Source organism: Castellaniella sp. MT123, from assembly GCF_039614765.1.
GTDB lineage: Bacteria > Pseudomonadota > Gammaproteobacteria > Burkholderiales > Burkholderiaceae_B > Castellaniella.
Genome location: NZ_CP154879.1, coordinates 1,562,932 through 1,588,833 on the forward strand (window position 1 = coordinate 1,562,932; position 25,902 = coordinate 1,588,833).

At 65.2% G+C, this 25,902-nt stretch carries 23 protein-coding genes; 3 read left to right on the top strand and 20 right to left on the bottom strand.

Annotated elements, in window-relative coordinates:
• Window positions 1–25: 25 nt before the first annotated feature.
• Complete coding sequence (locus ABCV34_RS07295; protein WP_345798541.1) at window positions 26–1,195, top strand: VWA domain-containing protein; 1,170 nt, start codon at window positions 26–28, stop codon at window positions 1,193–1,195.
• A 74-nt stretch (window positions 1,196–1,269) separates the two neighbouring features.
• Here the strand turns inward: ABCV34_RS07295 and ABCV34_RS07300 are convergent, their stop codons facing one another.
• The 16 genes from ABCV34_RS07300 to ABCV34_RS07375 form a co-directional block, all read right to left on the bottom strand.
• Complete coding sequence (locus tag ABCV34_RS07300) at window positions 1,270–2,202, bottom strand: 3-keto-5-aminohexanoate cleavage protein (RefSeq protein ID WP_345798542.1); 933 nt, start codon at window positions 2,200–2,202, stop codon at window positions 1,270–1,272.
• A 27-nt stretch (window positions 2,203–2,229) separates the two neighbouring features.
• Window positions 2,230–3,156 (bottom strand): 3-hydroxyacyl-CoA dehydrogenase, encoded by a 927-nt coding sequence (locus ABCV34_RS07305; protein WP_345798543.1) that lies wholly within the window; start codon window positions 3,154–3,156, stop codon window positions 2,230–2,232.
• A gap of 54 nt (window positions 3,157–3,210) precedes the next feature.
• The gene (locus ABCV34_RS07310) at window positions 3,211–3,993 is read right to left on the bottom strand and encodes an SDR family oxidoreductase (protein ID WP_345798544.1); all 783 of its coding nucleotides are present in this window, start codon (window positions 3,991–3,993) and stop codon (window positions 3,211–3,213) included.
• Window positions 3,994–4,059: 66 nt separating this feature from the next.
• Window positions 4,060–5,667 (bottom strand): GMC family oxidoreductase N-terminal domain-containing protein, encoded by a 1,608-nt coding sequence (locus ABCV34_RS07315; RefSeq protein WP_345798545.1) that lies wholly within the window; start codon window positions 5,665–5,667, stop codon window positions 4,060–4,062.
• Window positions 5,668–5,686: 19 nt separating this feature from the next.
• Complete coding sequence (locus tag ABCV34_RS07320; RefSeq protein WP_345798546.1) at window positions 5,687–6,475, bottom strand: shikimate dehydrogenase; 789 nt, start codon at window positions 6,473–6,475, stop codon at window positions 5,687–5,689.
• A 78-nt stretch (window positions 6,476–6,553) separates the two neighbouring features.
• A complete protein-coding gene (locus ABCV34_RS07325; RefSeq protein ID WP_345798547.1) occupies window positions 6,554–7,318 on the bottom strand; it encodes an SDR family NAD(P)-dependent oxidoreductase in 765 nt (254 codons plus the stop codon).
• On the bottom strand, window positions 7,308–8,306 hold the full coding sequence (locus ABCV34_RS07330) for an NAD(P)H-quinone oxidoreductase (protein ID WP_345798548.1): 999 nt from the start codon (window positions 8,304–8,306) through the stop codon (window positions 7,308–7,310). The genes ABCV34_RS07325 and ABCV34_RS07330 overlap by 11 nt, the downstream gene beginning before the upstream one ends.
• Before the next feature lie 203 nt (window positions 8,307–8,509).
• Window positions 8,510–9,907, bottom strand: coding sequence for a dihydrolipoyl dehydrogenase (gene lpdA, locus ABCV34_RS07335; protein ID WP_345798549.1), 1,398 nt, complete (start codon window positions 9,905–9,907; stop codon window positions 8,510–8,512).
• A 7-nt stretch (window positions 9,908–9,914) separates the two neighbouring features.
• Window positions 9,915–11,267, bottom strand: coding sequence for a pyruvate dehydrogenase complex dihydrolipoamide acetyltransferase (locus tag ABCV34_RS07340; RefSeq protein ID WP_345798550.1), 1,353 nt, complete (start codon window positions 11,265–11,267; stop codon window positions 9,915–9,917).
• Window positions 11,268–11,357: 90 nt separating this feature from the next.
• Complete coding sequence (locus ABCV34_RS07345; RefSeq protein WP_345798551.1) at window positions 11,358–13,556, bottom strand: thiamine pyrophosphate-dependent enzyme; 2,199 nt, start codon at window positions 13,554–13,556, stop codon at window positions 11,358–11,360.
• Window positions 13,557–13,576: 20 nt separating this feature from the next.
• Entirely contained in the window at window positions 13,577–14,401 is an 825-nt protein-coding gene (locus ABCV34_RS07350; protein WP_345798552.1) for a glucose 1-dehydrogenase, read from the bottom strand.
• On the bottom strand, window positions 14,398–15,138 hold the full coding sequence (locus tag ABCV34_RS07355) for an ABC transporter ATP-binding protein (RefSeq protein ID WP_345798553.1): 741 nt from the start codon (window positions 15,136–15,138) through the stop codon (window positions 14,398–14,400). The genes ABCV34_RS07350 and ABCV34_RS07355 overlap by 4 nt, the downstream gene beginning before the upstream one ends.
• A complete protein-coding gene (locus ABCV34_RS07360) occupies window positions 15,135–15,914 on the bottom strand; it encodes an ABC transporter ATP-binding protein (protein WP_345798554.1) in 780 nt (259 codons plus the stop codon). The genes ABCV34_RS07355 and ABCV34_RS07360 overlap by 4 nt, the downstream gene beginning before the upstream one ends.
• On the bottom strand, window positions 15,911–17,146 hold the full coding sequence (locus tag ABCV34_RS07365) for a branched-chain amino acid ABC transporter permease (RefSeq protein ID WP_345798555.1): 1,236 nt from the start codon (window positions 17,144–17,146) through the stop codon (window positions 15,911–15,913). Before ABCV34_RS07365 ends, ABCV34_RS07360 begins: the two co-directional genes overlap by 4 nt.
• A gap of 4 nt (window positions 17,147–17,150) precedes the next feature.
• Window positions 17,151–18,092, bottom strand: coding sequence for a branched-chain amino acid ABC transporter permease (locus tag ABCV34_RS07370; RefSeq protein WP_345798556.1), 942 nt, complete (start codon window positions 18,090–18,092; stop codon window positions 17,151–17,153).
• Between the two features lie 114 nt (window positions 18,093–18,206).
• The gene (locus ABCV34_RS07375; RefSeq protein WP_345798729.1) at window positions 18,207–19,421 is read right to left on the bottom strand and encodes a branched-chain amino acid ABC transporter substrate-binding protein; all 1,215 of its coding nucleotides are present in this window, start codon (window positions 19,419–19,421) and stop codon (window positions 18,207–18,209) included.
• A gap of 233 nt (window positions 19,422–19,654) precedes the next feature.
• Here ABCV34_RS07375 and ABCV34_RS07380 point away from each other — a divergent pair, with 233 nt between their 5' ends.
• On the top strand, window positions 19,655–20,392 hold the full coding sequence (locus tag ABCV34_RS07380) for an SDR family NAD(P)-dependent oxidoreductase (RefSeq protein WP_345798557.1): 738 nt from the start codon (window positions 19,655–19,657) through the stop codon (window positions 20,390–20,392).
• Window positions 20,393–20,426: 34 nt separating this feature from the next.
• Window positions 20,427–21,128 carry a FadR/GntR family transcriptional regulator gene (locus tag ABCV34_RS07385; protein ID WP_345798558.1) on the top strand — a complete coding sequence of 234 codons (702 nt, stop codon included), beginning with the start codon at window positions 20,427–20,429 and terminating at the stop codon, window positions 21,126–21,128.
• Window positions 21,129–21,133: 5 nt separating this feature from the next.
• Here ABCV34_RS07385 and ABCV34_RS07390 read toward each other — a convergent pair whose 3' ends face one another.
• From ABCV34_RS07390 to ABCV34_RS07405, 4 genes are all read right to left on the bottom strand, one after another.
• Complete coding sequence (locus ABCV34_RS07390; RefSeq protein WP_345798559.1) at window positions 21,134–21,838, bottom strand: ABC transporter ATP-binding protein; 705 nt, start codon at window positions 21,836–21,838, stop codon at window positions 21,134–21,136.
• Window positions 21,831–23,609, bottom strand: a complete 1,779-nt coding sequence (locus ABCV34_RS07395) for a branched-chain amino acid ABC transporter ATP-binding protein/permease (RefSeq protein WP_345798560.1) — start codon at window positions 23,607–23,609, stop codon at window positions 21,831–21,833. The genes ABCV34_RS07390 and ABCV34_RS07395 overlap by 8 nt, the downstream gene beginning before the upstream one ends.
• Window positions 23,610–23,622: 13 nt before the next feature.
• Window positions 23,623–24,489, bottom strand: coding sequence for a branched-chain amino acid ABC transporter permease (locus ABCV34_RS07400; RefSeq protein WP_345798561.1), 867 nt, complete (start codon window positions 24,487–24,489; stop codon window positions 23,623–23,625).
• Between the two features lie 84 nt (window positions 24,490–24,573).
• Window positions 24,574–25,734, bottom strand: coding sequence for an ABC transporter substrate-binding protein (locus ABCV34_RS07405; RefSeq protein WP_345798730.1), 1,161 nt, complete (start codon window positions 25,732–25,734; stop codon window positions 24,574–24,576).
• Window positions 25,735–25,902 lie beyond the last annotated feature (168 nt).

The following is a 25,902-nucleotide window of genomic DNA, read 5'->3' on the forward strand; positions in this document are numbered from 1 at the left end:
GCCCTGCCCCGCTGACCCGACCGCCATGCTGATCGATTTCTTCACCCAGCTGCGTGCCGCCGGCATTCCGGTGTCGATCCGGGAATATCTCAGTTTGCTGGAACTGCTGCGCAGCCCCGCGGCGCCGTCCAGCACGGAAGACTTCTATCACCTTGCGCGCATGGCGCTGGTCAAGGACGAGACCCGCTATGACCGATTCGACCGCGTTTTTGCGGCCTTCATCGGCCAGTTGCAGGCCCGCTCGGGCAGCACCGACATCCCCGCCGAATGGCTGGTGAAGGCCTTCCAGAAACACCTCAGCGACGAAGAAAAGGCCGCGCTGGAAAAGCACGGCTGGGACCGTCTGATGGAGATGTTCCACGAACGGCTGGCCGAACAGAAGGAACGCCACGCCGGCGGCAGCAAATGGATCGGCACCGGAGGCTCGTCGCCATTCGGCCACGGGGGCTATCACCCGGAAGGCATCCGCATTGGCGGCCCGTCAGCCGGCAACCGTACGGCGGTGAAAGTCTGGGAACAGCGCAATTACCGCGACTACGACGACCAGCAGACCCTGGGCACGCGCAATTTCAAGATGGCGCTGCGGCGCCTGCGCCGATTCGCGCGCCAGGGCGCCGACCTGGAACTGGACATGCCCGGCACCATCCGGGGCACGGCCGAACAGGCTGGCCTGCTGGATCTGCGCTGGGTGCCGGAGCGGCACAACACCGTCAAGGTCCTGATGCTGCTGGACGTGGGCGGCAGCATGGACGACCACATCGCCCGCATCGAATCCCTATTTTCGGCGGCACGCAGCGAATTCAAGCATCTGGAAGTCTTCTACTTCCACAACTGCCCCTACGAGTTCGTCTGGCGTCACAACGAACGCCGCCACGGCGAACGCATCGAGACCTGGGACCTGTTGCGCGGCTATGGCGAGGACTGGCGCCTGATCCTGGTGGGCGATGCGTCCATGAGTCCCTACGAATTGCTGTATCCCGGCGGCTCGATCGAGCACAACAACGCGGAAACCGGGGCCGCCTGGCTGCAGCGCATCCTGGGCCACTGGCCGCGCGCCGTCTGGCTGAATCCCGAACCCGCCGGATCCTGGCAATACCGCCAGTCGATCGCCCTCGTGCGCGAACTGATGCATGATCGCATGTACGGCATGACGATCGACGGCCTGGAACAGGCGATGCGGCTGCTGTCGAAGTAACCGTGCCCGTGCACGGCGACCGCGCGAAAGCTACGCGGGCGGCGCGCTAGCTGCCCCGCCCGTGCACCAATTGCTCAGAAATCGACCTGATCGCCCCCCTTGAGCTGCAGCATGGCGCGCGCATCGTCCGGGCTGGCCACATCCAGGTTCAGCGCTTCGAGAATGATACGGATCCGACTCACCTGCTCGGCATTGGACGACGCCAGCTGTCCCTGCCCGATCCACAGAGAATCTTCCAGCCCCACCCGTATGTTGGAGCCCATGGCCGCGCCCATAGTAGCCAGCGGAATCTGGTTGCGCCCTGCCCCCAGAATCGACCACTGGTAGTTGTCGCCAAACAGGCGGTCGGCCGTGCGGCGCATGTGCATCAGGTCTTCGGGGTCGGGGCCGATGCCGCCCAGGATGCCGAACACCGACTGGATGAAGGGCGGGCTTTGCACCAGCCCGCGATCCATGAAGTGGGCCAGATTGTAGAGGTGGCTGATGTCATAGCACTCAAACTCGAAGCGGGTGCCGTTTTCCGTGCCCTTGCGCAGAATCGTCTCGATATCCTTGTAGGTGTTCTTGAAGATCAGATCGCGGCTGTTTTCCAGATGCTCGCGCTCCCATTCGTGCTGAAACTCTTTGAAGCGATTGAGCATGGGAAACAGGCCGAAGTTCATCGAGCCCATGTTGAGCGACGCCACTTCGGGCTTGAACGTCATGGCTGGACGCATGCGCTCTTCCACCGTCATGTGCGGGCTGCCGCCCGTGGTGATGTTAACGACCGCATTCGTGGCGGCCTTGATCTTTTGCAGGAACGGACGGAAGTACGCGGGGTCTTGCGTGGGACGCCCGTCCTTGGGGTCGCGCGCGTGCAGGTGCAGGATGGCGGCGCCGGCACCGGCGGCGGCAATTGCCGCCTCGGCGATTTCATCCGCCGTGACCGGCAGGTGCGGCGACATGCTGGGGGTGTGGATGGCGCCCGTGACCGCGCAGGTGATGATGACTTTTCTCTTTGCTGCCATGATGTCTCTCCAGAAAAATTCAGGAATTCAGTGTTCTTGCTGCTGTCTGTGCAGCGCCAGGCCCATCAGGCGCTCGTCGCGCCACAGCCGTCGGGCCGCCAGCTGATCTTGCGGCAGCTGCGTGCGCCGCTGCGTCTCCAGGATATCGATGACGGACGCGGTCCAGGGCCGGGTGTCCGCCTGCTCTCGCGCAATCGATGCAAACAAAGCGCCATAGCGCTGGCAATAGTCGCGGATGCCGTCCGGCGCATTCAGGTCAATGGTCTCGAACGGCCCCATGAACGACCAGCGCAGGCCCAGGCCATCCTTGACGGTGACGTCCAGGTCTTCGGCGCTGATGCAGCCCTGCTCCACCAACCGGAAGGCCTCGCGCAGCAAGGCGCCCTGCAGGCGGTTGAGCACGAAGCCCTCGATCTCGTGGCGCACTTGCACGGGCTTCTGACCCATCTCGCGCATGAGCCGCGCGGTGGCATCGAGCGCAGCGGGCGCCGTCCATGGCGCCCCGCACACTTCGACCACGGGCACCAGATAGGGTGGATTGACCGGGTGCGCGATCAGGCAGCGCGCCCGGCCAGGCAAGGACTCGGTGAACTTCGAGGCCGGGATGCTGGAGCTGGAACTGGCCAGCACCGTGTCGGGTGCCGCCAGGGCATCCAGGCGCGTAAAAATCTGCTGCTTGACGTCCAGCCGCTCGGGGAGGTTTTCCTGCACGTAGGCGGCGCCGTCCAGCGCCGCTTCGAGCGAGGCCGCGGTGGTAATCCGCGCCTGCACGGCGGCCGCGTCGCCGATGAGCTGTCTGTCCTGCAGCAGACGGGCGAGCTCACCGATGAGCGGCGTGGCGCGCGCCAGGGCGGCGGGATCGCCATCCCACAGGCTGACGTCGCAGCCGCCCCGCGCAAAGACGATGGCCCAGGCCTGACCAATCAGCCCGGCCCCCACAATGGCTACTTTCATAGTGTGTCTCCTTGTGCCGCAAGGCATGTCCGGCGCAGCGCCGACGCCCCGTAGCTACACCAGCTGCTGGGTGTGACCGTCCACCACCAGCGTCTGGCCGCTGACGCTGGCCGCGGCCCCGCTGGCGGCGAACAGCGCCATATTGGCGATGTCGCGCGCCGTCACCATGCGCCCCAGCGAGGCCTGGTTTTCGTACTGTGCGGCCACGTCGGCCACGGGGCGCCCGAGGGTCTTGGCCTTGGCCTCGATGACGGCGCGGATGCGCGGGCCTTCGACCGCTCCCGGCAAAATGGCATTGACGCGAATGCCGTCTTTGCCCAGTTCGATGGCCAGGGTCTTAGTGAAGCCCACCACGGCCCATTTCGACGCCGAATACGCCGAGCGCCCGGCAAAGCCCAGATGCCCGGCGGCGGACGACAGGTTGAGGACGACCCCGGCCTGCGACTGGCGCAGCAGGGGAATGGCCTGGCGCGCGCATAGGAACTGGCCCGTGATGTTGACCGCCAGCGTGCGATCCCAGTCGGCCCTGCTGATCGTCTCGACCATGCCGGTGGGCCCGGCAATGCCCGCGTTGTTGATCAGCACGTCCAGCCCGCCCAGAAAGGCCTGGGCCTGCTCGAACAGGGCGGCGACGCTGGCCTCGTCCGAGACGTCGGCCTGCACGGCGCCCACGGCGGGCAGCTCGTGCTGCACGGCCGCCAGCGCCGCGGCATCGACGTCGCAGACGAACACCCGGGCGCCTTCGGCGGCAAACACGCGGGCCATCTCCAGCCCCAGGCCACTGGCGCCTGCCGTAATCAGAACTTTCTTGTCTTTCATGCTGATGTTGTCGAACATGGTTTTCCTCGGAAGAAAGAAATGTTTCCCTGGGCGCCTTCTGTCGGCAAGCCCCAAGGTTTGCGATTAGCGCTGGCGGGCGGCGGCCTGCAAAATGAGGTCGGCCCCCTTTTCCGCCACCATCATCACCACCCCTTGCGTATTGCCGGACACCATGGCCGGGACGACGGAGGCATCGACGACGCGCAGGCCATCGAGCCCGCGCACGCGCAGCTCGGTGTCCACCACGCTGGCGGCATCCGAACCCATGCGGCACGTGCCGATGGGGTGGTAAATGGTCTGGCCGTTTTCGCGGGCAAAGCGCAGCCAGTCGTCACGCGACTGCGTCTGTGCGCCCGGGTTGAGTTCCTGCTCGACGTAGCGGGCCATGGCGGGCTGACCCATGATGCGACGCGCCAGCTGCATGCCGCCGATGAGGCTGTCCTGGTCTCCGGTGCAATCGAGAAAATTGGGCCGGATGACCGGGCCGACGGCAGGGTCGGCGCTGCGCGCGTGGATGCTGCCCACCGACTGCGGCCGCAGCTGGGCCACGCCCAGCGTCATGCCGGGCCGGTGATCGAGCTTGCGCTCGGCGGCGTTGGCGTAGCTGGCATGCATGAAAAAATATTGCACGTCGGGCGCGGGCAGATCGGAGCGGTTTTTCACGAAGCCGAAAACCAGGCCCGTGCCCAGCGTCAGGATGCCGGTATGCCGGGTGAAGTACTCGGACACCGCCCGCCCCAGCCGCCAGCCGCGCGTGAGTTCATTGAGCGTCTGAGTGTGCCGCACGCGCCAGTTCATGCGCGTGCAGAAGTGATCGATGTAGTTCTCGCCCACGGCGGGCAGGGCGTGGCGCACAGGCACGCCGATGGACTGCAGCACGCCCGGGTCGCCGATGCCCGAGAGTTCGAGAATCTGCGGCGACTGCACCGTGCCGGCGGCCAGGATCACCTCGGTCCGGGCACGCACCTGCACGCGCTGCCCCTGCCGCAGATAGCTCACTCCCACGCAGCGGCGCCGGGACTCATCCAGATCGAGCCCCAGCACCTGGGCCTGGGTGTGCACCGTCAGATTGGCGCGGCTGCGCGCCGGGTCGAGGTAACCCTGGGTGACGCTCCAGCGCCGGCCCTGGCGCTGCAAGACCTGGTAGTAGCCGAAGCCCTCCTGCTCGCCCGCATTGTAGTCGGCGTTACGCGGCTGGCCCGCCTGGGCGGCGGCCTCCAGCAGTGCGTCGGCCAGTACGTGGCGCTCGCCCACCTCGCTCAGGTACATGGGCCCGTCGTGCCCGCGCGCGGCCCCGCCCTGTGCGTAGTTTTCGAGCTTGCGGAAGTAGGGTTCGACGTCCGCCCAGCCCCAACCCTGCGCGCCCAGCGCCTGCCAGTGGTCGTAGTCGGCAGGCTGGCCGCGCACGTAGATCATGCCGTTGATGAGCGACGAGCCGCCCAGGCCCTTGCCACGCGGCACGGCAATGACGCGATCGAGGGTGTTGGGCTCGGGCGCGGTCTCGAAGCGCCAGTTGAAACGCGGATCAACCAGCAGCTTGCTGAAGCCCGCGGGAATCGGAATCCAGAACCCGCGCCCCTCGCCGCCCGCCTCGAGCAAGAGCACGCGGTGCTTGCCGGACGCCGTCAGGCGGTTGGCCAGGATGCAGCCCGCGGTGCCGCCGCCGACAATGACGTAGTCATACTCTTGCATGTCCGCCCCGCTCGATGCCTCAATCTTGCAACATGAAACGCGCCATCAGCTGCACCTGCTCGTCGAGCATGTGGCGGCCAAAGTGCACCGGGCAGCCGCGCGCCTGCGCCTGGGCAAGCAAGGGGGTCAGTTCGGGCTTCATGATGATTTCCGCCACGAGGGTGCGCGGCTGCAGCCGGTCGATCACCAGCGGCAGGGGGTCGTCCGGCTTCATGCCCAGCGACGTGGCGTTGACGACCACGTCATAGCCCTGCGGATCGGCGTCTCCGGCCTGGATATCGGCTTGTGGAAAAGCCTGGCGCACGCGCTGCACAACGGCCTCGGCCTTGGCGCGCGTGCGGTTGGCGACGACCACTTGCGCGGCCCCCGCCTGCACCAGGGAAAAGGCGATGGCCCCGGCCGCGCCGCCCGCCCCCAGCAGCAAGCAGCGCTTGCCCGCCGGATCGTGGCCCTGGACGCGCAGGCCCTGGACGAACCCGGCACCATCGAACATGTCGCCGACGAGCCGGCCATCCGGCTCGCGGCGCACGGTGTTGACCGAGCCCGTGGCCTGGGCCGCCGGGCCCAGCGCATCGCACAAGGCCGCCACCGCCGTCTTGTGCGGCACCGTGACGATGAACCCGCCCATATTCCGGGTGCGGCGAAAGCCCTCGACCACGGCGGCCAAGCCCTCGGGCGCCACATGCACCGGCACCAGCACGGCATCGAGCGCATGCGCCTCGAAGTAGGCATTGAGCACCTGCGGCGTGCGCACCTGCGCAATGGGGTCGGCCACGATGGCAAAGAGTCTGGTGTTTCCGTTGATCATGGGAAGGTCACTCCATCAGTCTTGATTGGCCTGCGTCCGGCGGTTTGGCCCGGCGCGAAGGACGCTGCGCAGCCGCGCTCAGGTCATCAGCCAGCCGCCCGCCACGTCCACCACCTGCCCGGTGACGAACGCCGCCTCGCCCGACGTGAGAAAGGCACAGACGTTGGCCACTTCGCTGGGCTTACCCAGGCGCCGCAGCGCGGTCTCGCGGATGACAGCCTGATTGGCCGCATCGGCCACGGTGCTGAGCAGCGGCGTGCTGATGCGTCCCGGCGCCAGCGCGTTGACGGTGATGCCATGAGGCCCGAGCTCGGCGGCCGCATGGCGGGTGAAGCCGATGAGCGCCGCCTTGGTGGCGCTGTAGTGCGCGCCCACGATATTGCTGATAGCCACCTTGCCCGCCACCGACGACATGGACACGATGCGGCCAAACCCCCGGGCGATCATGCCCGGCGCAAGTAGGCGCGTGAGATAGAACGCGCTGTTCAGGTTGACCCCCACCACGCGATCCCACTCGAGCGCGTCCATGGACTGCACCGGCGACGGCGCCCCGTCGTGCTTGGGCGAAATACCCGCGTTGTTCACCAGGGTGTCGATCTCGCCCAGTTCGGCGCGGATGTGCTCGACGGCCGCCGCGCAAGCGGCGTACTGGCTGACGTCCGCCGCTGCAAAGCTGACGACATGCCCCTGCTGGCGCCAGTCCTGCACCGCGGCCTGGCCGCGCGCATCATCCAGATCGACCAGCCCCACGCGCGCGCCCTCGCGCAAATAGCGCTCGACCAGGGCGCTGCCGATGCCGCCCGTTGCGCCCGTTACCAGAACGACCCGATTTTCATGCCGCATGTTGTTCTCCTGCGATTTCGAGCACCAGCTTGCCGATATGCTGGCTGCTTTCCATGAGGCGATGTGCCTCTTGTACCTGATCCATGGCAAACACCCGGTGGATGACGGGCAGGCACCGCCCTTGCTCCAGCAGGGGCCAGACGTGCTTGCGCACGTCGGCAGCCAAAGCCGATTTTTGCGCCACTGAGCGTGCCCGCAGGGTGGAGCCCGTGAGCGTGAGGCGGCGCAGCATCATGGGCATGAAGTCGAAATCGACCTGGCTGCCCTGCAGGAAGGCGATCTGCACCAGCCGCCCTTCAAGGGCCAGACAGCGTACGTTGCGAGGGATGTAGTCCCCCCCCACCATGTCGAGCACCATGTCCACGCCACACCCGCCGGTTTCTTGCGCCACCACGTCCACGAAATCCTGCTCGCGGTACTGAATGGCCACGTCGGCACCCAGCTCTTGGCAGGCCTGCGCCTTGGCGGCATTGCCCACCGTGGTGAGCACGCGCGCGCCGTGGGCCTTGGCCAGCTGGATGGCGGTGAGCCCGATGCCGCTGGAGCCGCCATGAATGAGGATGCTTTCGCCCTGTTGCAAGCGCCCGCGCTGAAAGACGTTGGTCCAGACCGTGAAATAGGTCTCCGGCAGGGCACAGGCCTGCGTCATCGTCAGGCCCTTGGGCACCGGCAGGCAATGCCCGGCGTCCACCACGCAGTATTCGGCATAACCGCCGCCCGACGTCAGCGCGCAAACAGCGTCGCCCGGCTGCCACTGGGTGACGCCCTCGCCCACCGCCGACACATAGCCCGACACTTCGAGCCCCAGATAGGGTGAAGCGTCGGCGGGCGGCGGATAAGAGCCCGAACGCTGCAGCACGTCGGGCCGGTTGACGCCGGCATACTGGACAGCAATCAGCACCTGCCCAGGGCCGGGCTGGGGCATGGGCGCCTCGACGAGCCGCAGACACGCCGCTTCGCCGCCCTTCCCATGATCGATCAATTTCATTGTCTTGCTCGCAAAATTGAAGCGTTTCAAATTTAGCACCGATTATGAAGCGCTTCAAATATGAAACCCTAAGTAGAATCCCTGGTGCCCCTTGCAACTATTCTGTGCCGTCAGGCTCAGACAGACGAAGCGGCCGGGCCCCCTTGAGTGAATCCAGCAGAACGCAGACGCTATGACTCATTCAAAAAGATCCCGGGGCGCTCTCAAATATGCAAGGCCCTGCCGTAAGCGGACAGCACGGCCTCATGCATGGCTTCGGATTGCGTCGGATGCGCAAAGATGGTCTGCATGAGTTCGGCCTCGGTGGTTTCCAGTCCCATGGCGACGCCATAGCCCTGGATCATCTCGGTCACTTCCGCCCCCACCATGTGCGCCCCCAGCAACTCGCCGCTGGCGTCATCGAAGATCACCTTGACGAAGCCCTCGGTGTCGCCCAAAGCGATGGCCTTGCCGTTGGCCACGAAGGGAAACTTGCCCACCTTGACGGCGCGCCCGTTGGCGCGCGCCTGCGCCTCGGTGAGGCCCACGTGGGCCACTTGCGGATGGCTGTAGGTGCATGCTGGAACACGCTCGGGAACCAAGGGGTGCGCATCCAGCCCGGCGATCTTTTCCACGCACAGCACGGCTTCGTGCGACGCCTTGTGAGCCAGCCAGGGGGCCCCGGCCACGTCGCCGATGGCATAGACGCCGGGCTCGCCGGTCTGGCACCAGGCATCCGTCAGGATGTGCGTCTTCTCGACGCGCACGGCAGTGTGCTCCAGCCCCAGCTGCTCGACATTGCCCTGGATGCCGGCCGCCACCAGGATCACGTCCACTTCGCAGGGCTGGTCGTGCCCATCGAGCGTCACCTGCCAGGCCCCGGCGACCCGGCGGGTGGCCGTGATGCGCGTGCCCAGGTGCAGGTGGAGGCCCTGCTTGCGCAGGGCAGCCTCCATGTGGGTGCTGACCTCGATGTCCTCGGCGGGCAGGACGTGCTCGGCCATCTCGGCCACCTGCACCTGCGCGCCCAGAGCGTGATAGAAGCTGGCGAACTCGATGCCGATGGCCCCCGCGCCCACCACCAGCAGCCGCCGGGGCAGAAACGTGGGCGCCAGGGCCTCGCGGTAGTACCAGACCGAGGCCGGGTCAGGTGCGAGCCCCGGCAGCTCACGAGCGCGCGCACCGGTCGCCAGGATGATGGACTTGGCCCGCAGCCGGGCGGGCACCTGGCCGCCCGCCACGGCAGCAAGGTTCAGGCAGCCGCGCCCGGCCAGGCTGGCCTGCGCGCGGATGACCTCCACACCGTGTTTTTTCATGAGGTGCGCCACGCCGCGCTGCAGCTGGCCCGCCACCTGACGCGAGCGGGCCACCATAGCGGCCAGGTCGGCTTGCGGCTCGGCCACCTGCACGCCAAACTGCGCCGCCGCGCGGGTGAGGCGCAATACATCCGCTGAGCGCAACAGCGCCTTAGTGGGGATGCAGCCCCAATTGAGGCAGATGCCACCCAGGTCGGCCTTTTCGATCAGGGCCGTGCGCAGCCCCACCTGTGCCGCGCGGATGGCCGCGACATAGCCGCCGGGCCCTGCGCCAACGACGGCGACGTCATATTCAGTTTGTGCCATGGCACCCTCAGATCAAAATGCTCATGGGCGCCTCAATGAGGCGCTTGAAGACCTTCAGCCAGCATGCCGCCAGCGCGCCGTCGATGGCGCGGTGATCGACCGACAGCGTGACCGTCATCATGGAGGCGACGAAAATCTGCTCTTCGGAATCGACGATGGCGCGCTTTTCGGTAGCGCCCACGGCCAGGATGGCGGCCTGCGGCGGGTTGATGATGGCGGCAAACTCGGTGACGCCGTGCATGCCCAGATTGCTGACCGTGAAGCTGCCGCCCTGATATTCATGCGGCTGCAGGCGGCCTTCGCGCGCGCGAGCTGCCAAATCGGCGATATCCGTGCTGATGGCCGACAGCGCCTTCTGGTCGGCCTGGCGCACGATGGGCGTGATGAGGCCGGACTCGGTGGCCACGGCCACCGACACGTCCACCGCCTCGTATTGCAGCAAGGCGTCGTCCGTCCAGCTGACGTTCATCTGCGGCAGCTCGGCCAACGCCACGGCAGCCGCCTTGACGATCAGGTCGTTGACCGAGATGCGCTGCGCCACGCTGGCGTTGATGCGCTGGCGCAAAGCCAGCAGCTCGTCCATGCGGCAGTCGGCGCGCAGGTAAAAGTGCGGCACCGTGGTCTTGCTCTCCAGCAGGCGGCGGGCAATGGTGCGGCGCATGGCCGTGTGCGGAATGCGCGTCACGCCAGTCTGACCGGTTCCCATCGCCGGGGCGGCAGCGCTGGCAACCGCTGCGGGCGCAACAGGCACCTGCGGCTGCCGCAAGGCGGCCTGCACATCGCACCGCACGATACGGCCATGCGGCCCGCTGCCCGGCAAGCCCTGCAGCGCCAGGCCAGCCTCGGCTGCCAGGCGGCGCGCCAGAGGACTGGCGAACACGCGGCCTTGGGGGGCATCAGCCACAGCCAGCGGCGCAACCAATGCGCCCGGGGCGGGGGCGGGGGCCGCGCCCAGCGACGAGGCCGCCGAAGCAGCTAGCCCCGCAGCGGACGCCCCCGAAACGGAGGCTGCCGCGCCAGCGGCAGGCGGCGTACCGGCACCCACGGCCTGGGCCGGCGGCTGCGCAGCCGCAGCGTCGCGCGCCTGCCCCACCAGGGCCGCCGCATCCGCGGCCGTCTCGCCGGGGGCCAGCAGCAACGCGATGGGCGCGGCCACGGCGGCGGCCTGGCCCGCGGGCACCAGAATCTTGCCCAGCACTCCGTCGGACTCAGCGTTGAACTCGATGACGGCCTTGTCGGTCTCGATCTCCGCCAGGCAGTCGCCGACGGCCACCGGGTCGCCCTCGGCCTTGCTCCAGGCCACGATGGTGGCGGACTCCATATTGGCGGCCACCTCGGGCATCTGTAATAGAACGGCCATGTCACCGCCCTCCTTGTTCAAGATTGATCATGATTGCCCTTGCCTGACGTACGCAAGAGCGTCCCATAGGGGATACAAACCGTGGCGGCCTCACGCGCGCAGCGGCGCGCCCTGCTCGCGCATCACCCGCTCAAGCCCCTCGACCACCTCTTCGGTGCGGGCGCAGGCAGCGCGCTCCAGCACCTTGGAAATGCTGGGCGACGCCTCGCCGCCGGTCACCCGCTGGATCGGCTGGTCGAGCCAGTCGAAGAATCGGCGCTGAATCTCGTCGGCCAGCCAGGCGCCATACGACGTGCCGCGCGCGCCCTGCTCGACAATGAGCACGTTGTTGGTCTTGCGGATGCTGGCGCCGATCGTCTCCCAGTCGAGGCTGGCGCGATCCAGCCAACGCAGATCGATAACCTCGGCGTCCACGCCGGTCTGCTCGACCGCTTCGAGCGAGTGGCGCACCATGGACAGATAGGTCAGCACGGTGAGCGCCGAACCCTCGCGCCGGACGGCGGCCTTGCCAAAGGAGGTCTGGTAGTCGAAATCGTCCACCGGCGCCAGGCCGCTGCTGGCGTACAGATCGACGTGCTCGATGACCAGCACGGGGTCTTCCAGCTGCAGCGCGGCATGCATGAGGCCCACGTAGTCGAAGGGCGTAGAAGGCGCCACGATGCGCCAGCCCGGGCTCGTGGCGAAGATGCCGGCGGGGTCCATCGAGTGCTGCGAGCCATAGCCCGTGCCCATGGCCACCTTCGAGCGCAGCACGAGCGGCATCTTGCTGTCGCCGCCAAACATGTGCCGCGCCTTGCCAATCTGGTTGAAGACCTGGTCGGCGGCCACCCAGAGAAAGTCGGGATACATGAACTCGACCACTGGCCGAAAGCGCCCATCCATCGCCATGCCGCCGCCCAGGCCCGCGAAGGCGTTTTCGCTGATGGGCGTGCCCAGCACGCGCGTGGGGTACTTCTCTTTCAGGCCGCGCGTGGCGCCGTTGGTGCCGCCCTTCAGGCGGTGCACGTCCTCGCCCAGCACGACGATGCGCTCGTCGGCGGCCATGCGGCGATCGAGCGTATCGGCGATCACGTCGATGAACTTGCGCTCGTGCAGCGCGCCCTTGAAGCTGGACTCTTCCTCGCAGCGGGCGCCGTCGAGCTCGTGCAGGTCGCCGCGCAGGCCCACGTCGCGAAAGCCCGGATCGGGCCACAGCTCGAGGCGGATGCGCTTCTTACCCGCCTTGCCCGCAGGGTCGGCCTCGGTCAGCGCCTCCACGGCCTGCTGCATGGCGGCCTGCATGCGCGCGCGCAGGGCCTCGACCTCGGCGGCGGTGATCATGCCCAGTGCCTGCATGCGGGCGGCCAGATGATCGAGCGGATCACGCTGGCGCCAGGCGGCTTCTTCTTCCTTGCTGCGGTAGCCAAAGGCGCTGCCCGGAAAGCCGCCGTTCTGGTGCAGGTAGCGGTAGACGTCGGCCTCGATCACCACCGGGCCCTTGCCCTGGCGCATATGCGCCAGGGCGCGCTGCATGGTGAGGTGCACGGCGTAGACATCCATCCCGTCCACTTTCCAGCTGGGGATATTGAACGCCAGGCCGCGTGCCGACAGGCGCGGCTCAGCGGTGGCTTCCTCGACGTTGGTGGACACTGCATAGCGGTTATTCTCGATGAAAAAGCACAGCGGCAGCTTCCAGGCGGCGGCCAGGTTCATGGTTTCCAGTACCGAGCCAATGTTGACCGCGCCGTCGCCAAAGAACGTGACCGCCACGGCATCGCTGCCCGCATGGCGGTGCGCCCAGGCCGAACCCGCCGCCAGCGGCACGCCACCGCCCACGATGGCGTTGGTGCCGGTGACGCCGGCCTTTTCCCAGCGCAGGTGCATCGAGCCGCCACGGCCATGGCAAAAGCCTTGCGACAGACCCAGAATCTCGGCTAGCGTGCGCTGCAACAGGGCTTGCACAGGCTGGGTCAACGCGGCGCGGGGGTCCACACCGGACGGCATGAGGTAGGCCAGCGACTTGGACAGGAAATGATGGTGCCCGCGGTGCGAGCCATTGACCTGGTCGGCTGCCGTGAGCATCGCCAGCGCCCCGGCGGCACCGCCTTCCTGGCCGATGCTGGAGTGCGCCGGGCCGTGCACCAGACCATCCAGGGCCAGGCCCACCACGGTTTCTTCAAACGCGCGAATCAGGTGCATGTGCGACAGCAGGGTGCCCAGCACGGCCGGGTCAGCGGCCTTCCAGTCGGCCTCGGTGACGCGCAGTTCGGCCCACGGAGCGGCGGGAGACAGCGAAATAAGTTTAGACATGAGAGCTCTCCACGAGATGATCAGATATAGCTGTAGGCCGACCAACCGCCATCGGCCAGGGCCACGTGACCGTTGATGAAGGCGGCGTGATCCGAGGCCAGGAACAGGCCCAGGGCGGCGATTTCTTCGGGGGTGCCCAGGCGGCCGCTGGGCGTGCGGCGCACCAGGGCGTCGAGATCCATGCGGCCGCGCGCCACGAGGTCATCCACCAGCGCGGTGCGGATGTAGCCCGGCGCGATGGCGTTGACGCGCACTCCTTCGGGGCCCCATTCGATGGCCAGGGATTTCGTCAGCATGGCCACCGCCGCCTTGGTGGCGCAATACGCCGCCCGCTCGGGAGCGGCCACCACGCCGTACATGGATGCCATGTTGAGGATGACGCCCTCGCCGCGCGCCACCATGCAGCGGGCCGCCGCCTGCGCGCAATAGAACACGCCGTTGAGATTGACGTCCACCGCCTTGCGCCAGGCCTCGCCCGAGAGTTCGAGCGTGGGGCAGTTCATGGAAATGCCAGCATTGTTGAGCAGCACGTCCACCTGCCCCCACTGCCCGTCGATGGCGGCAAAGGCCCGCGCCACGGCGGCTTCGTCATCGACCGCAGCCACGTGACGGGCCAACTGCGCCTCGGGAACGGCTTGCTGCAGGCCCTGCGCGGCGGCCTTCAGGGCCGTGCCGTTCAGGTCGATGAGCGCCAGGCGCGCGCCGGCGGCGGCAAACGCATGGGCCATGGACAGCCCGATGCCGCTGGCTGCGCCCGTGATGACGACGACCTTGTCGCGCAGGCCCGCGAAACCTTGGCCGCGGGCCAGCCCCTGAAGGGCGTCGAGTGTGTAGGGAGTCGTCATACGGCCAGCCAGTCCTTGAGCAATTGAGGTTGATCGGTAAGTTCTTCGGGCGTGCCGCTGAACACGATGTGGCCGTGTCCCAGCAGACAGACGTCGGTGGAAATCTTCATGGCGATGGCGAGTTTCTGCTCGACCAGGATGACCGAGACGCCATGCTGGTGGATGTCTTCGATAGCCTCGCCCACCACCTCGACGATCTTGGGTGCCAGGCCCTCAGTGGGCTCGTCGATCATGATGAGCTGCGGGTTGCCCAGCAAAGAGCGGCAGATGGTCAGCATCTGCTGCTCGCCGCCCGACAGATTGCCCGCCAGGGTGTTGCGCCGCTCTTTGAGCCGCGGGAAATAAGTGAACATCTGCTCGATCGTCCACTGGGCCGCGCCCTTGCGTGGCGGCTGCATGCCCATCACCAGGTTTTCCTCGACGCTCAGATTGGCGAAGACGTCACGCTCTTCGGGCACGAACGCCATGCCGCGGCGGGCGATGGCGTAGGGCTGCATACCGGCCAGCTCGTGGCCGTCGAAACACACCTGCCCGGCGCTCGGGGGCACCATACCCATCAGCGCCTTCAGGGTGGTGGAGCGGCCCGCGCCATTGCGGCCCAGCAGGCTCAGCACCTTGCTGCGCCCCACCTCGAAATCGAGCCCCCGGAGGATATGGCTCTTGCCGTAATGCGCATGCAGGCCGCGCACCGACAGCAAGGGCTGCGCCGCGGGCGGCATCGTCTGACCGGCGCTCATACGCTCACCTCCGTGCCCAGATAGGCTTCCTGCACCTGCTGATTGTTGCGGATTTCATCGGGCGTGCCGGTGGCGATGATCTGGCCGTAGACCAGCACGCTCACGCGGTCGCTGAGCGAGAACACCACGTCCATGTCGTGCTCGACGATCATGAGCGTGCGCTTGGCCGTCAGCTCGCGGATCAGGCCCACGCTGTAGTCGGTTTCTTCGCGCGACATGCCGGCCATGGGCTCGTCGAGCAGCACCACCCGCGGGTCGGAGGCCAGCGCCATGCCGATCTCCAGCGAGCGCTGCTCGGAATACGACAGCTCGCCCGCCAGCACCTCGCGCGAGCGCAGCAGGCGCAGCTCTTCGAGCAACTGCTCGGTCTCCTGCGTGATCGCGCGCGCCTGATCGACGCGGCTCCAGAAGTTGTATTGCAGGCCGTAGCGGCGCAGCAGCCCGAAGCGCAGGTTCTCGAACACGCTGTGCCCGGGGAAGATGTTGGTGATCTGGAACGAGCGGGCCAGCCCCATCTGATTGATGGCGCGCGGCGTCTTGCCCTGAATCTCGCGCCCCTGCAGCGTGATCGTGCCGCTGGTGGGCTGCAGCTGCCCCGAAATCAGGTGAAACAACGTGGATTTTCCCGCGCCGTTGGGCCCGATGATGGCGTGACGCTCGCCCTCGATGATGGACAAATCCACCCCGCGGATGATCTGCGTCTCGCCAAACGATTTGTGTACCCCGGACAGCTGCAGGATCGGGGCCGAGGCCGCCCCTTGACGTACCTGACTCATGATGCATACTCCTCACGCAAGCGGGCCCAGCGGCGGCTGACACCCAGCACTCCCAGCACTCCGGCCACCATCAGGGCCAGCGGCACCAGCCACACCCACACCTGCCCCGGCAGCAGTGACAAGCCAAAGAGCTGGATGGCCGGCCACGGCTGCCCGGCCACGAGCAGCGATTGATAATCCTGGGCCAGGATCACGGCCAGCACTTCGACGACGAACACCAGCCCCACCGCGCCCAGCACGCAGGCAGTGCTCCAGCCCGCCAGCACCGCGCCCAGCTGGCGCACCGAGTGGTGGTCGCTGTGGCGGCGCCACCACTTGCCGATGCTGAACAGCCCGGCGGGCATGAACATCATCACGAGCACGAAGATCACGCCCTGATACAGCAGCCAGGTGCGCGTCAGGTCGGACACGGCATAGCCGAAGAACGTCATGACCGCCGCCCCCAGCGCCGGGCCGAAGAAGGCGCCGATGCCGCCGATGTAGGCATTGAGCACCACCTGCGCCGACAGGTTCATGTCGAAGAGCACGTAGTTGGCGGCCTCGTTGTTCATGGCCAGCAAGGCTCCTGCCAGCCCCGAGAAGGCCGCCGACACGGTGAACACCATGAGCCGCAGGCGGTGCACGTCGTAGCCCATGAAGCGCAGGCGATGCGTGTTCTCGCGCAGGCCTTCGCACAGGCGGCCCAGCGGCGTGCGCGTGAAGTAGTACAGCAAGGCCACCCCCAGCACCACCCAGAACAGCGTCAGGTAGTACACCTGGACGGAGGAGCCGAAATCCAGGCCCCAGGCCGGCATGCGCATGGCCGACACCCCGCCTTCACCGCCGAAGATGCCGCTCAGGTGCGGCGCGAGCGAATGCAGCAGCTCGGCCAGCGCCAGCGTCACCATGGCGAAGTAGACGCCGCTGCGCTGGGTGGAAAACCAGCCGGCCACCACGCCCAGCAGGCCGCCCCCGATCAGCCCGGCCAGCGGCAGCAGCGGCGTGGGAAAACCGGCGATCTCCTCGACGGCATTCATGGCGTGGATCGTGGCGAAGGTACCGATGGCGAAATAGGCCGAATGGCCGAACGACAGCATCCCGCCCTGCCCGGCCAGCACGTTGAAGGCCGTGGCGAACAGAGCGGCGATCAGCATCTGGATGCCGGCATTCACCAGGGCCATGGGCAGGTACAGGGGCGCCAGCACCAGCAGGGCCAGCAGCACCAGCAGCGTCAAAATACGACTTGACATCATTTTTCTACTCCCGATTGCCCATCAGCCCGGAGGGGCGCACCATCAGCACCAGCAACATCAGGGCGAAGGGGATGGTGCCCGCCAGGGAAGACACTTTCAGCGTCAGCAGGCCGCCCACGCGCTGGGCCCAGTCGCCCAGCCCCAGCAGCCCCAGGCCATCGGCCAGGCTGTAGTCCACGCCGACGGCAAACGAGGTGATGAGACCGATCAGCAGCGATGCCACCATGGCGCCCCCCAGCGACCCGAGGCCACCCACCACCACCACGACGAACACCATGACGCCCAGTTCGAGCGACATGTTCGGATTGGTCGTATAAAACGCCCCGGCCACGGCACCGGCCAGCCCGGCCAGCGCCGAGCCCACGGCGAAGACGCCCATGAAGACCATGGGCACGTTATGCCCCAGCGCCTCGGCCATGCGCGGCTTGAACACGGCCGAGCGCACCACGATGCCGACGCGGGTGCGCGTGAGCAGCAGGTAGATGAGGGCGAACATCAGCACCGAAGTGCCGCCGATCAGCAGGCGGTAGAAGGGGTAGTTGGCCCCGAAGATGCTGAAGGCGGAAAAATCGAGCGAGGCCGGCACCTGGTAGTCCACCGGGTAGTTGCCGTAGAACAGTTTGACCAGCTCGGTGATGATGAAGGACACGCCGAAGGTGAGCAGCAGCTGGTGCCCGTGGCCGTACTGGTGCACGCGGCGCAGCATGTAGCGCTCGACCAGGCCGCCGATGACCCCGACCAGCACGGGCGACAAGATGATGGCGGGCCAGAACCCCAGCACTTTCTGCAGGCTGTAGGCCAGATAGGCCCCCAGCATGTAGAAGGCGGCGTGCGCGAAGTTCAGAACCCCCATCATGCCGAAAATCAGTGTCAGGCCGGCCGACACCATGAACAGCAGCAATCCGTAGATCACGCCATTGAGCAAGGAGATGGTGAAAAATTCCATGCGGATTCCCCGTAGCGCAGCGCCGGGCCGAAGGCCGGTCTATGCGCGGTGAACGACGTTTTTTGGAGACGACGGCAGCCGGGACCGCCGTCAGCGGCGGCCCCTGCTGCCGGTTCAGGCGGGGCGCTTCATCTTGCAGGTGGATTCCACCGGATTGACCGCTTCTTCGCCGGTGAAGGTCTTCACGGCCAGAAAGCCCATGTCGGTGTCGTCGGCCTTGTACTTGGCCTCTTTGCTGACTTTGGACACCACGATGGGCAGCACCACCTGGTGATCCGCAGCGCGGATGGTCTGCTCGCCCATGGGGGTCTGGATCTTCACCTTTTCGAGGTTCAGGGCCAGCTGGCTGACCGGCATTCCGCCGTCCTTGGTCGGCGTGTTCTTCAGCGCCTGGCCCAGCATTTCCATGCCAAAGACCGTCTGCGGCTCGATGAAGGTCGGGTAGTGACCAGTCTTGGCCTTGTAGGCCTCGCCGAACTGCCCGGTCTTGTCGTTCAAGCCGAGGTTGAAGGCCGTGGACACGTAGTGTCCCAGCGCGGTTTCACCGGCGTTGGCGATATTGCCCGGCTGGTCGAGGAACACCGTGCCGAAGCGCACGTTCAGGCCCGCATTGCGCGCGCTCTTCATGAGCAGCAGCAGGTCGTTCGACCAGTTGCCGGTGATCACCGTCTGGGCGCCACTGGCGCGAATCTTGGAGGTGTACGGCGCGAAGTCCTGAATCTTGTTGACGTCATGCAGGACGGATTCGACCACGGTGTAGCCGCCCTCTTTAGCAAAGCTCTGAATGGCCTTTTGCATGTCCATGCCCCAGGAATAGTTCTGGTTCATGGAGAACACCTTGGTGCCCAGGTCGCCCGCGTCTTTCATGGCATGCACCAGCGTCTTCACGCGGATCGTGGCATTGGTGGTGAAGCGGAAATGATAGAAGTGGCACTTGTCGCCTGTGAGCTCGAGCGCCTCACCGCCCATGTTCAGGTAGAGCACTTCCTTGCCCGGGTTGCGCAGATTGTATTTGCGCACGTCTTCCGTGATCTGCCCCGACACCGCCGAGGACGAACCCTGGATGATGACGCGAGCGCCGCCGGCAATCGCCGCCTTCACCTTGTCGGACGCGCCTGCGGGCCCGCCCTGGTTGTCGTATTCAGCCAGCTCGACCGGCGCGCCGTCCCAGCCGCCCGCCTGGTTGATTTCTTCCAGTCCGTACTTGACCGCCGTGCGGTACAGAAGCCCGGTCGAGGCCTGCGGGCCGGACAAGGTTTCGACCAGGGCGATCTTCAGCGGTTCGGCCTGGACGGTGCCGACGGCCAGCAAGCCGCACACCGACATCATTGCTGCAATCTTTGTGTACTTCACTCCTGCCACTCCTATGTAGTTATCCATATTCGTACTTGTCTGATATGTTTGCTTAGCTTATCAGACAAGTTGTAGAATTCTAGTCAGGTCGAAAATTGCTTGTCAACGAAAGTCCATGGCGCGACTGGCAAATTCTCGATCAACAAGAATTATTCGTTTATTTTCAATAATTTGAACAGTATTAGGAATAACCCTAACAGGAGACTCGCATGATTTCTTTCACCGGCAAAACCGCACTCATCACCGGCGCCAGCGGCGGCATTGGCCGCGAGGTGGCCCGGCAGATGGCCCAGGCCGGGGCCAACGTCGCCCTGTGCGATCTCTCCACCCAGGCGCTCGATGCCCTGGCCTACGAACTGAAGACTTCACCCGGCAGCATCTCTACCCACACAGTGGACGTATCAGACGCCCAGGCCTGTCAGCAGTTGGCACAAACGGTTGCCAGTCACCACGGCGGCATCGACTATCTAGTGCATTCGGCAGGCATCTACCCCGAGCAGCGCATCGAGAGCATGAGCGATGAACAATGGCGAAAGCTGATAAGCATCAATCTGGATGGCACCTTCTATATGTGTCGCAGCGTCATCCCGCACCTGACCGACAACAGCGCCATCGTCACCCTGTCGTCTCTGGCTGGCCACCGCGGTAGCCTAGGCCACGCACACTACTCGGCATCCAAGGGTGCCGTCAGCAGCCTGAGCAAAAGTCTCGCGCTCGAACTGGCCCCCAAGACCCGGGTAAATATCGTAGCCCCTGGCATCATTGCCACCGCCATGACCGAACCCCTAGTGCGCCAAAAAGGCCAAGTGCTGCTCGACAGCACCCCCCTGAAGCGTTTTGGCTTGGCCGCCGAGGTGGCCAGCGTCATCGCCTTCCTATGCTCCGATCTGGCCAGTTTCATTACCGGCGAGACGGTGCACGTAAACGGTGGCCTGTATATCGTGTAATACTGACCGACGGCACGTACCTATGACTAAAAACATGGACACACCCTCACAGCCACTCACCACCGGCATCATCGACTGGCTGAAAGACGAAATACAACAAAGCCGTCTTGCCTCCGGCAGCAAGCTGCCTAGCGAAAAGCAGTTGTGCGAGCAGTTTGGCGTCAGCCGCTCGGTCGTGCGCGAAGCCATCTCACAGCTCAAGTCCGAGGGCCTGGTCAGCTCGCATCAGGGGCGCGGCGTCTTCGTCAACGAGCGCAGCGCCCGACAATCATTTCGGCTTTCCACCACAGCGCTCAACGATCACGATGCCATCGAGCACATCATCGAACTATTGGTGGCATTTGAGTCGGCTGCCGCCCGGCACGCTGCCGTGCGCCACACGACCGACGACCTGAAAGAAATCCGCCGGGCACTGGTGGGCATGGAATACGCCATTCTCAACGGTCAGCCCGGCGACAGCGAAGACTACGCCTTTCACCAGGCCATCTGCGACGCCACGCACAACCCACACTTCATCGCGCTCAATGAATACCTCGAACAGCACGTACGCGGGCTCATCCGCCGGGCCCGCACCAATACGGTCACCCACCACCAGGATCTGGTGATGGCCGTGCAGACCGAGCACCACCAGATTCTCGACGCCATCGAGGCGCACGACGGTACCACCGCCGCCCGCGCCGCCGAAACGCACCTACGCAATGCCGCGCAGCGCCTGGACATCTACCTGAAAGACTGAGGCGCCTAGCCCCCCAGATAGGCCTTCTTGATGTGGGGGTTGCCCAGCAATTCGGCGCCCGTACCCTCCAGCACGATGGTGCCGTTTTCCAGCACGTAGCCGCGGTCAGCCAGCTTCAGGGTCTGGAAGACGTTCTGCTCGACCAGCAGCACCGTCATGCCGCTGGCCGTGATGCGCTCGATGATGTCGAACATCTGCTGCACCAGCAGCGGCGACAGGCCCACCGAGGGCTCGTCGAAAATCAGCAGCCGGGGTCCGGCCATCAGGCCGCGGGCGATCGCCACCATCTGCTGCTCGCCGCCCGACAGCGAGCCCGCCAGCTGGTTCAGGCGCTCTTGTACGCGCGGAAAGATTTCCAGCACCTCGGCCATGCGCTGCGCCGCCTGCGCCCGGGCGGCGGGCTTGTAAGAGCCCATCAGCAGGTTGTCGCGCACGGTGAATCCCGGAAACAGCTGCCGCCCCTCGGGGATCATCGTGACCCCGGCGGCCACCACGTCGAACGCGTTGCGGTTGGCCAGATCGACTCCCTCGAACTCGACCACGCCCTGGGTGACGGGGATGACGCCGCAGATGGCCTTGAGCATGGTGGTCTTGCCCGCCCCGTTGGCGCCAATCAAGGTGACGACCTCGCCTGCCTGGACGTCGAAGCTGACATTGTCCAGCACCTGGGTCTTGCCATAGCCGGCGCAGAGATTGGACACTTTAAGCATGTTGCTGCTCCCGGCCCAGATAGGCCTCGATCACTTGCGGGTTCTCCACCACCTCGCGCGGCGAGCCGCTGGTGAGCACCTGCCCCTCGCTGATGACGATGATGCGGTCGGACAAGGCCATGACGGCCTGCATCATGTGCTCGATCATGACCACCGACACCCCCGACTCGCGCACGCGGCGGATCATCGCGATAGCCTTGTCGATGTCGGTGGGGTTCAGGCCCGCCATCACCTCGTCGAGCAGCAGGATCTTGGGCCGCGTGGCCAGGGCGCGGGCCACTTCTAGGCGCTTGACCCCGCCCACCGTCAGGTTGCGCGCCTCGACGCCGAGCAGCTCGGTGAGGTCGGTGAGTCCGGCCACCTCGAGCGCCACGGCCTCGGCCTCGCGGCGGTCGGTGGTGTTGATGAAGGCCCCCAGCATGATGTTCTCGAGCACCGTCAGGCTGGTGAAGGGCAAAGCCGTCTGGAAGGTGCGGCTCAGGCCTTGGTGCGCATATTCATACGGCGCATTGCAGCTTGCCCACTGGCCGTCGCGCGCGCGCAGGCGGATCGTGCCCTGGTCGGGCCGGATGAAGCCCGAGAGCTGGTTGAACACTGTGGTCTTGCCCGCCCCGTTGGCGCCGATGATGCCCAGGATCTCGTTTTCAAACAGCGTCAGCGACACGTCGTTGGTGGCGCGCAGGCCGCCGAAATTCTTGAACAGATTGCGCGCCTCAAGCACGGGCGTTTCCTGGCGCGCACAGCCCTGCGCCAGCTGGCCGGCCCGCGCCGGCGCCGCGGGGGCCCGGCCCAGATACGGCAGGCGCGACACCCAGCGGCCTACGCGGGCGCCGAACGACCCCACCAGCCCCTGCGGGATGGTCAGCACGACGACCACCAGCACGACGCCGTAGATGAGCCCGTGCAGCCCGTTGCTCACGCCGCTCAGCCAGGCGCGCGCCAGCTCGGCGATCGGCAGCACCAGAAACGTGCCGGCAACGGGGCCGGCCAGCGTGCCCATGCCGCCGATCAGCGCAAACATGGCGATCTGGATGGACAGTTCGAGCGAAAAGGCGGATTGCGGATCGACGAAGGTGAGATAGGTGATGTGAAAGGTGCCGACGATGCTGGTGAGCATGGCCGACAGCACGGCGGCCTGGGTCTTCTTGCTGGCGGTGTTCACCCCCACGGCCTGCGCCGCGTCCTCGCGCTCGCGGATGGCCAGCAGGTAGTGCCCCAGGCGCGACTTGCGGATCAGCCACGAAGCCCAGAAGACGAACATAAACAGGCCGAAGGCGATGATCAGGTAATTGGTCTTGTTACGGAAGATCATCCACTCCCAGCCGATGTTCAGCGGCAGGCTGATGCCGCTGGAGCCGCCCGTCCAGCTTTCCTCGTGGATCACCAGCAGGCGCACCACCTCCAGGATGGCGATGGTGGCCAGGGCGAAGAACGGGCCTTTCAGGCGCAAGGTGGGATAGCTGATGATGATGGCCACCACGCCGGAAATCACCGCCCCGGCCAGCATGCCGATCCAGGGGCTGATGCCGTATGCCTGCGTGAGCAGCGTGGCGGTGTATCCACCGATGCCGTAGAACACCGCGTGGCCCAGCGACAGCTGCCCGGCAAAGCCGCCGACGATGTTCCAGGCGATCGACAGCGCGGCAAAGACGAAGATGAGAACGAAGAGATTGGTCCAGAAGGCCGTGTCCAGCGCCAGGGGCACGAGAAACGCGAGGATCAGAACCGCCAGGCTGACATACGCTTTTGGATTGCGAAAATCGGGGAACATGAGGCGCTCCTGCTTATTCAGTGCCCAACCCGAACAGCCCGCTGGGGCGCAGGATCAGAATCAGCAAAAAAATACCGAAATAGACGACTTCCTTGAGATCAGGCGCGATGTAGAAGCCCGCCAGGGTGTCCACCACGCCGATGATGAGCGAACCCACCACCGCGCCGTAGAGGTCGCCCATGCCGCCCAGCACCACGATCACGAAAGCCGTCAGCACGAAATACGTGCCCACCGTGGGAAACACCGGATACTGCGGCGCCAGCAGGCCGGCGGCGACCCCCACGAAGGCCGAGCCCAGGCCAAAGGCAATGACATAGACGAACTTGACGTTGACCCCCATGAGCATGGCGGCGTAGCGTTGCTGGGCCACGGCCCGCAGCGCGCGCCCCAGATAGGTGCGGTGCATGAACAGATGCAGGCCCACGGCCAGGGCGATGGCGATCACGAACGTGACCACCTGCCCCGTCACCAGGGAAAATGGACCGACCTCGAACGAGCCAGTACCCACCGAGGTATGCGCCCGAAACACGTCCGCGCCGAAGATGACTAGGGCCAGGTTGAGCAAAATGGTGGAGACGCCCACCGTGGCGAAAATCTGGATTTCCTCGCCCGCGTCCAGCAGCGGCTCGATCACCACTTTCTGCACGAAGGCCCCCAGGGCGAACAGCACGATGGCCGCGGGCACTAGGCCGATGTAGGGGTGGATACCCAGATGCGCTGCCATCAGATAGACGAAGTACATGCCGATCATCAAAAACTCGCCGTGGGCGAAGTTGACGACACGCACGACCCCGAAGATGAGCGTCAGGCCCAGGCTGATGATCATGTAGGCCCCCCCCAGCAGGAGACCATTGATGATTAACTGGAAAAAAATATCCATGGTCAATCTCTTGGAAAAATGAAGGTTTCGTGCCGAGGGGACAAATCAGCCCGGGCGCCAGTCACGGCGACGACGGTGCCACGCTCACTGGTTGAACTTCGGCTTGCCCAGCGCAAGATTTTTGGGCTCAATGGTGACCAGTTCACCGTTTTGCCACTGCATCACATAGAAATTGGAGGCCTCATTCTGGCCCTCTTTGGCGAAATCGAAGCCCCAGCCATTGGCGCTTTCGCCGTCGGGCTTCTTGTATGCCAGCACGGCCTCACGAATTTTGTCTTTATCAAATGATTTGGCGTGTGCCATGATGTCAAGGAATGCCTTGGCCCCGACATAGTTAGCCAGACTGTGCCCGGACTGCGGCGTACTGCTATAAGCCGACTTATACTCGGCAAGAAATTTTTCCAACCCGGGAGCTCCCTTCGGGTTGATCGATGCTTGAGGAAAATCCAGATCGAACACACCGTCGATGTCCGCCCCTACAGCCTTAGCGGTATCCATCAGCGAATAGCCGCCCCCAGCACCAATCACGACCTTGGGATGAAAATTCGCTTCCTTAGCCTGGCGGAAGTACAAGATGGTGTCGTTCTGATATGAAGTCTGCAGCACCACATTGGCCTTGGCACCCTTCAGACGTAGGACCAAAGAAGACAGATCAACCGATTTGGCGGAATAAGGCAGCGTCTCAACCACCTGGTAGCCCAACTCCGCGGCACGCTTCTTCTCGGTTGCGGCCACATCAGTACCATAGGGGCCATCTTCATGAATGATGCCGATGCGGATATCCTTGGCACTCAACCCTATGCCAGGAGCAATCAGGCCATGCAGGGCATCAACCACAGCTACACCATACTTGGCGGTATTCGGGTTGGTGCGAAACAAATATTTGTACCCACGGGTGGTGATCTTATGCGCTGTAGCACCCAACTCAAAGTACGGAACACCAGCCAGTTCGGCGACTGGCGATGCGGCATAGGAGAGTCCGGATGCATAGCTGCCAAAAATGGCAACTACACCATCGGATACCAGACGCTTGGCACCGGACACCGCTTGGTTGGGGTCAACGGCATCTGCCTTGACGATCTCGATTTTGTCTCCATTAATGCCGCCGGCTGCATTCACCTCGTTGATGGCGAGCTCCACCCCTCGAAAGCTTTCCTGTCCCAGCAGTGCCAGGCCGCCGCTGAACGGAAACAAGGCGCCCACCTTGATTGTCGCCGCAGTGGCCGCGGTAGCCCCAAAGGCCATGACACCGACAGCAATGGCAAAAACAGTTTTTTTGAATTTCATGTCTACACTCCTTGATCCCTAGGGCTTCCGGGTGGAATCTCCTGTTGGGATTCACTTGATGTTTTAATGCCCCAGCCTGCTATTCAGGAAAGCCGAGCGAGGCACTGATCGACAACAGAGACATCA

Bases quoted from the DNA above. Each gene is read 5' to 3' on its own strand.
- ABCV34_RS07300 (WP_345798542.1), bottom strand. From the start codon at position 2,202: ATGGCAGCAAAGAGAAAAGTCATCATCACCTGCGCGGTCACGGGCGCC.
- ABCV34_RS07390 (WP_345798559.1), bottom strand. From the start codon at position 21,838: ATGCTTAAAGTGTCCAATCTCTGCGCCGGCTATGGCAAGACCCAGGTG.
- ABCV34_RS07305 (WP_345798543.1), bottom strand. From the start codon at position 3,156: ATGAAAGTAGCCATTGTGGGGGCCGGGCTGATTGGTCAGGCCTGGGCC.
- ABCV34_RS07350 (WP_345798552.1), bottom strand. From the start codon at position 14,401: ATGACGACTCCCTACACACTCGACGCCCTTCAGGGGCTGGCCCGCGGC.
- ABCV34_RS07355 (WP_345798553.1), bottom strand. From the start codon at position 15,138: ATGAGCGCCGGTCAGACGATGCCGCCCGCGGCGCAGCCCTTGCTGTCG.
- ABCV34_RS07320 (WP_345798546.1), bottom strand. From the start codon at position 6,475: ATGATCAACGGAAACACCAGACTCTTTGCCATCGTGGCCGACCCCATT.
- ABCV34_RS07345 (WP_345798551.1), bottom strand. From the start codon at position 13,556: ATGTCTAAACTTATTTCGCTGTCTCCCGCCGCTCCGTGGGCCGAACTG.
- ABCV34_RS07360 (WP_345798554.1), bottom strand. From the start codon at position 15,914: ATGAGTCAGGTACGTCAAGGGGCGGCCTCGGCCCCGATCCTGCAGCTG.
- ABCV34_RS07330 (WP_345798548.1), bottom strand. From the start codon at position 8,306: ATGAAATTGATCGATCATGGGAAGGGCGGCGAAGCGGCGTGTCTGCGG.
- ABCV34_RS07395 (WP_345798560.1), bottom strand. From the start codon at position 23,609: ATGTTCCCCGATTTTCGCAATCCAAAAGCGTATGTCAGCCTGGCGGTT.
- ABCV34_RS07310 (WP_345798544.1), bottom strand. From the start codon at position 3,993: ATGTTCGACAACATCAGCATGAAAGACAAGAAAGTTCTGATTACGGCA.
- ABCV34_RS07400 (WP_345798561.1), bottom strand. From the start codon at position 24,489: ATGGATATTTTTTTCCAGTTAATCATCAATGGTCTCCTGCTGGGGGGG.
- ABCV34_RS07325 (WP_345798547.1), bottom strand. From the start codon at position 7,318: ATGCGGCATGAAAATCGGGTCGTTCTGGTAACGGGCGCAACGGGCGGC.
- ABCV34_RS07405 (WP_345798730.1), bottom strand. From the start codon at position 25,734: ATGGCCTTTGGGGCTACCGCGGCCACTGCGGCGACAATCAAGGTGGGC.
- ABCV34_RS07370 (WP_345798556.1), bottom strand. From the start codon at position 18,092: ATGGAATTTTTCACCATCTCCTTGCTCAATGGCGTGATCTACGGATTG.
- ABCV34_RS07340 (WP_345798550.1), bottom strand. From the start codon at position 11,267: ATGGCCGTTCTATTACAGATGCCCGAGGTGGCCGCCAATATGGAGTCC.
- ABCV34_RS07380 (WP_345798557.1), top strand. From the start codon at position 19,655: ATGATTTCTTTCACCGGCAAAACCGCACTCATCACCGGCGCCAGCGGC.
- ABCV34_RS07315 (WP_345798545.1), bottom strand. From the start codon at position 5,667: ATGCAAGAGTATGACTACGTCATTGTCGGCGGCGGCACCGCGGGCTGC.
- ABCV34_RS07295 (WP_345798541.1), top strand. From the start codon at position 26: ATGCTGATCGATTTCTTCACCCAGCTGCGTGCCGCCGGCATTCCGGTG.
- lpdA (WP_345798549.1), bottom strand. From the start codon at position 9,907: ATGGCACAAACTGAATATGACGTCGCCGTCGTTGGCGCAGGGCCCGGC.
- ABCV34_RS07365 (WP_345798555.1), bottom strand. From the start codon at position 17,146: ATGATGTCAAGTCGTATTTTGACGCTGCTGGTGCTGCTGGCCCTGCTG.
- ABCV34_RS07385 (WP_345798558.1), top strand. From the start codon at position 20,427: ATGGACACACCCTCACAGCCACTCACCACCGGCATCATCGACTGGCTG.
- ABCV34_RS07375 (WP_345798729.1), bottom strand. From the start codon at position 19,421: ATGATGTCGGTGTGCGGCTTGCTGGCCGTCGGCACCGTCCAGGCCGAA.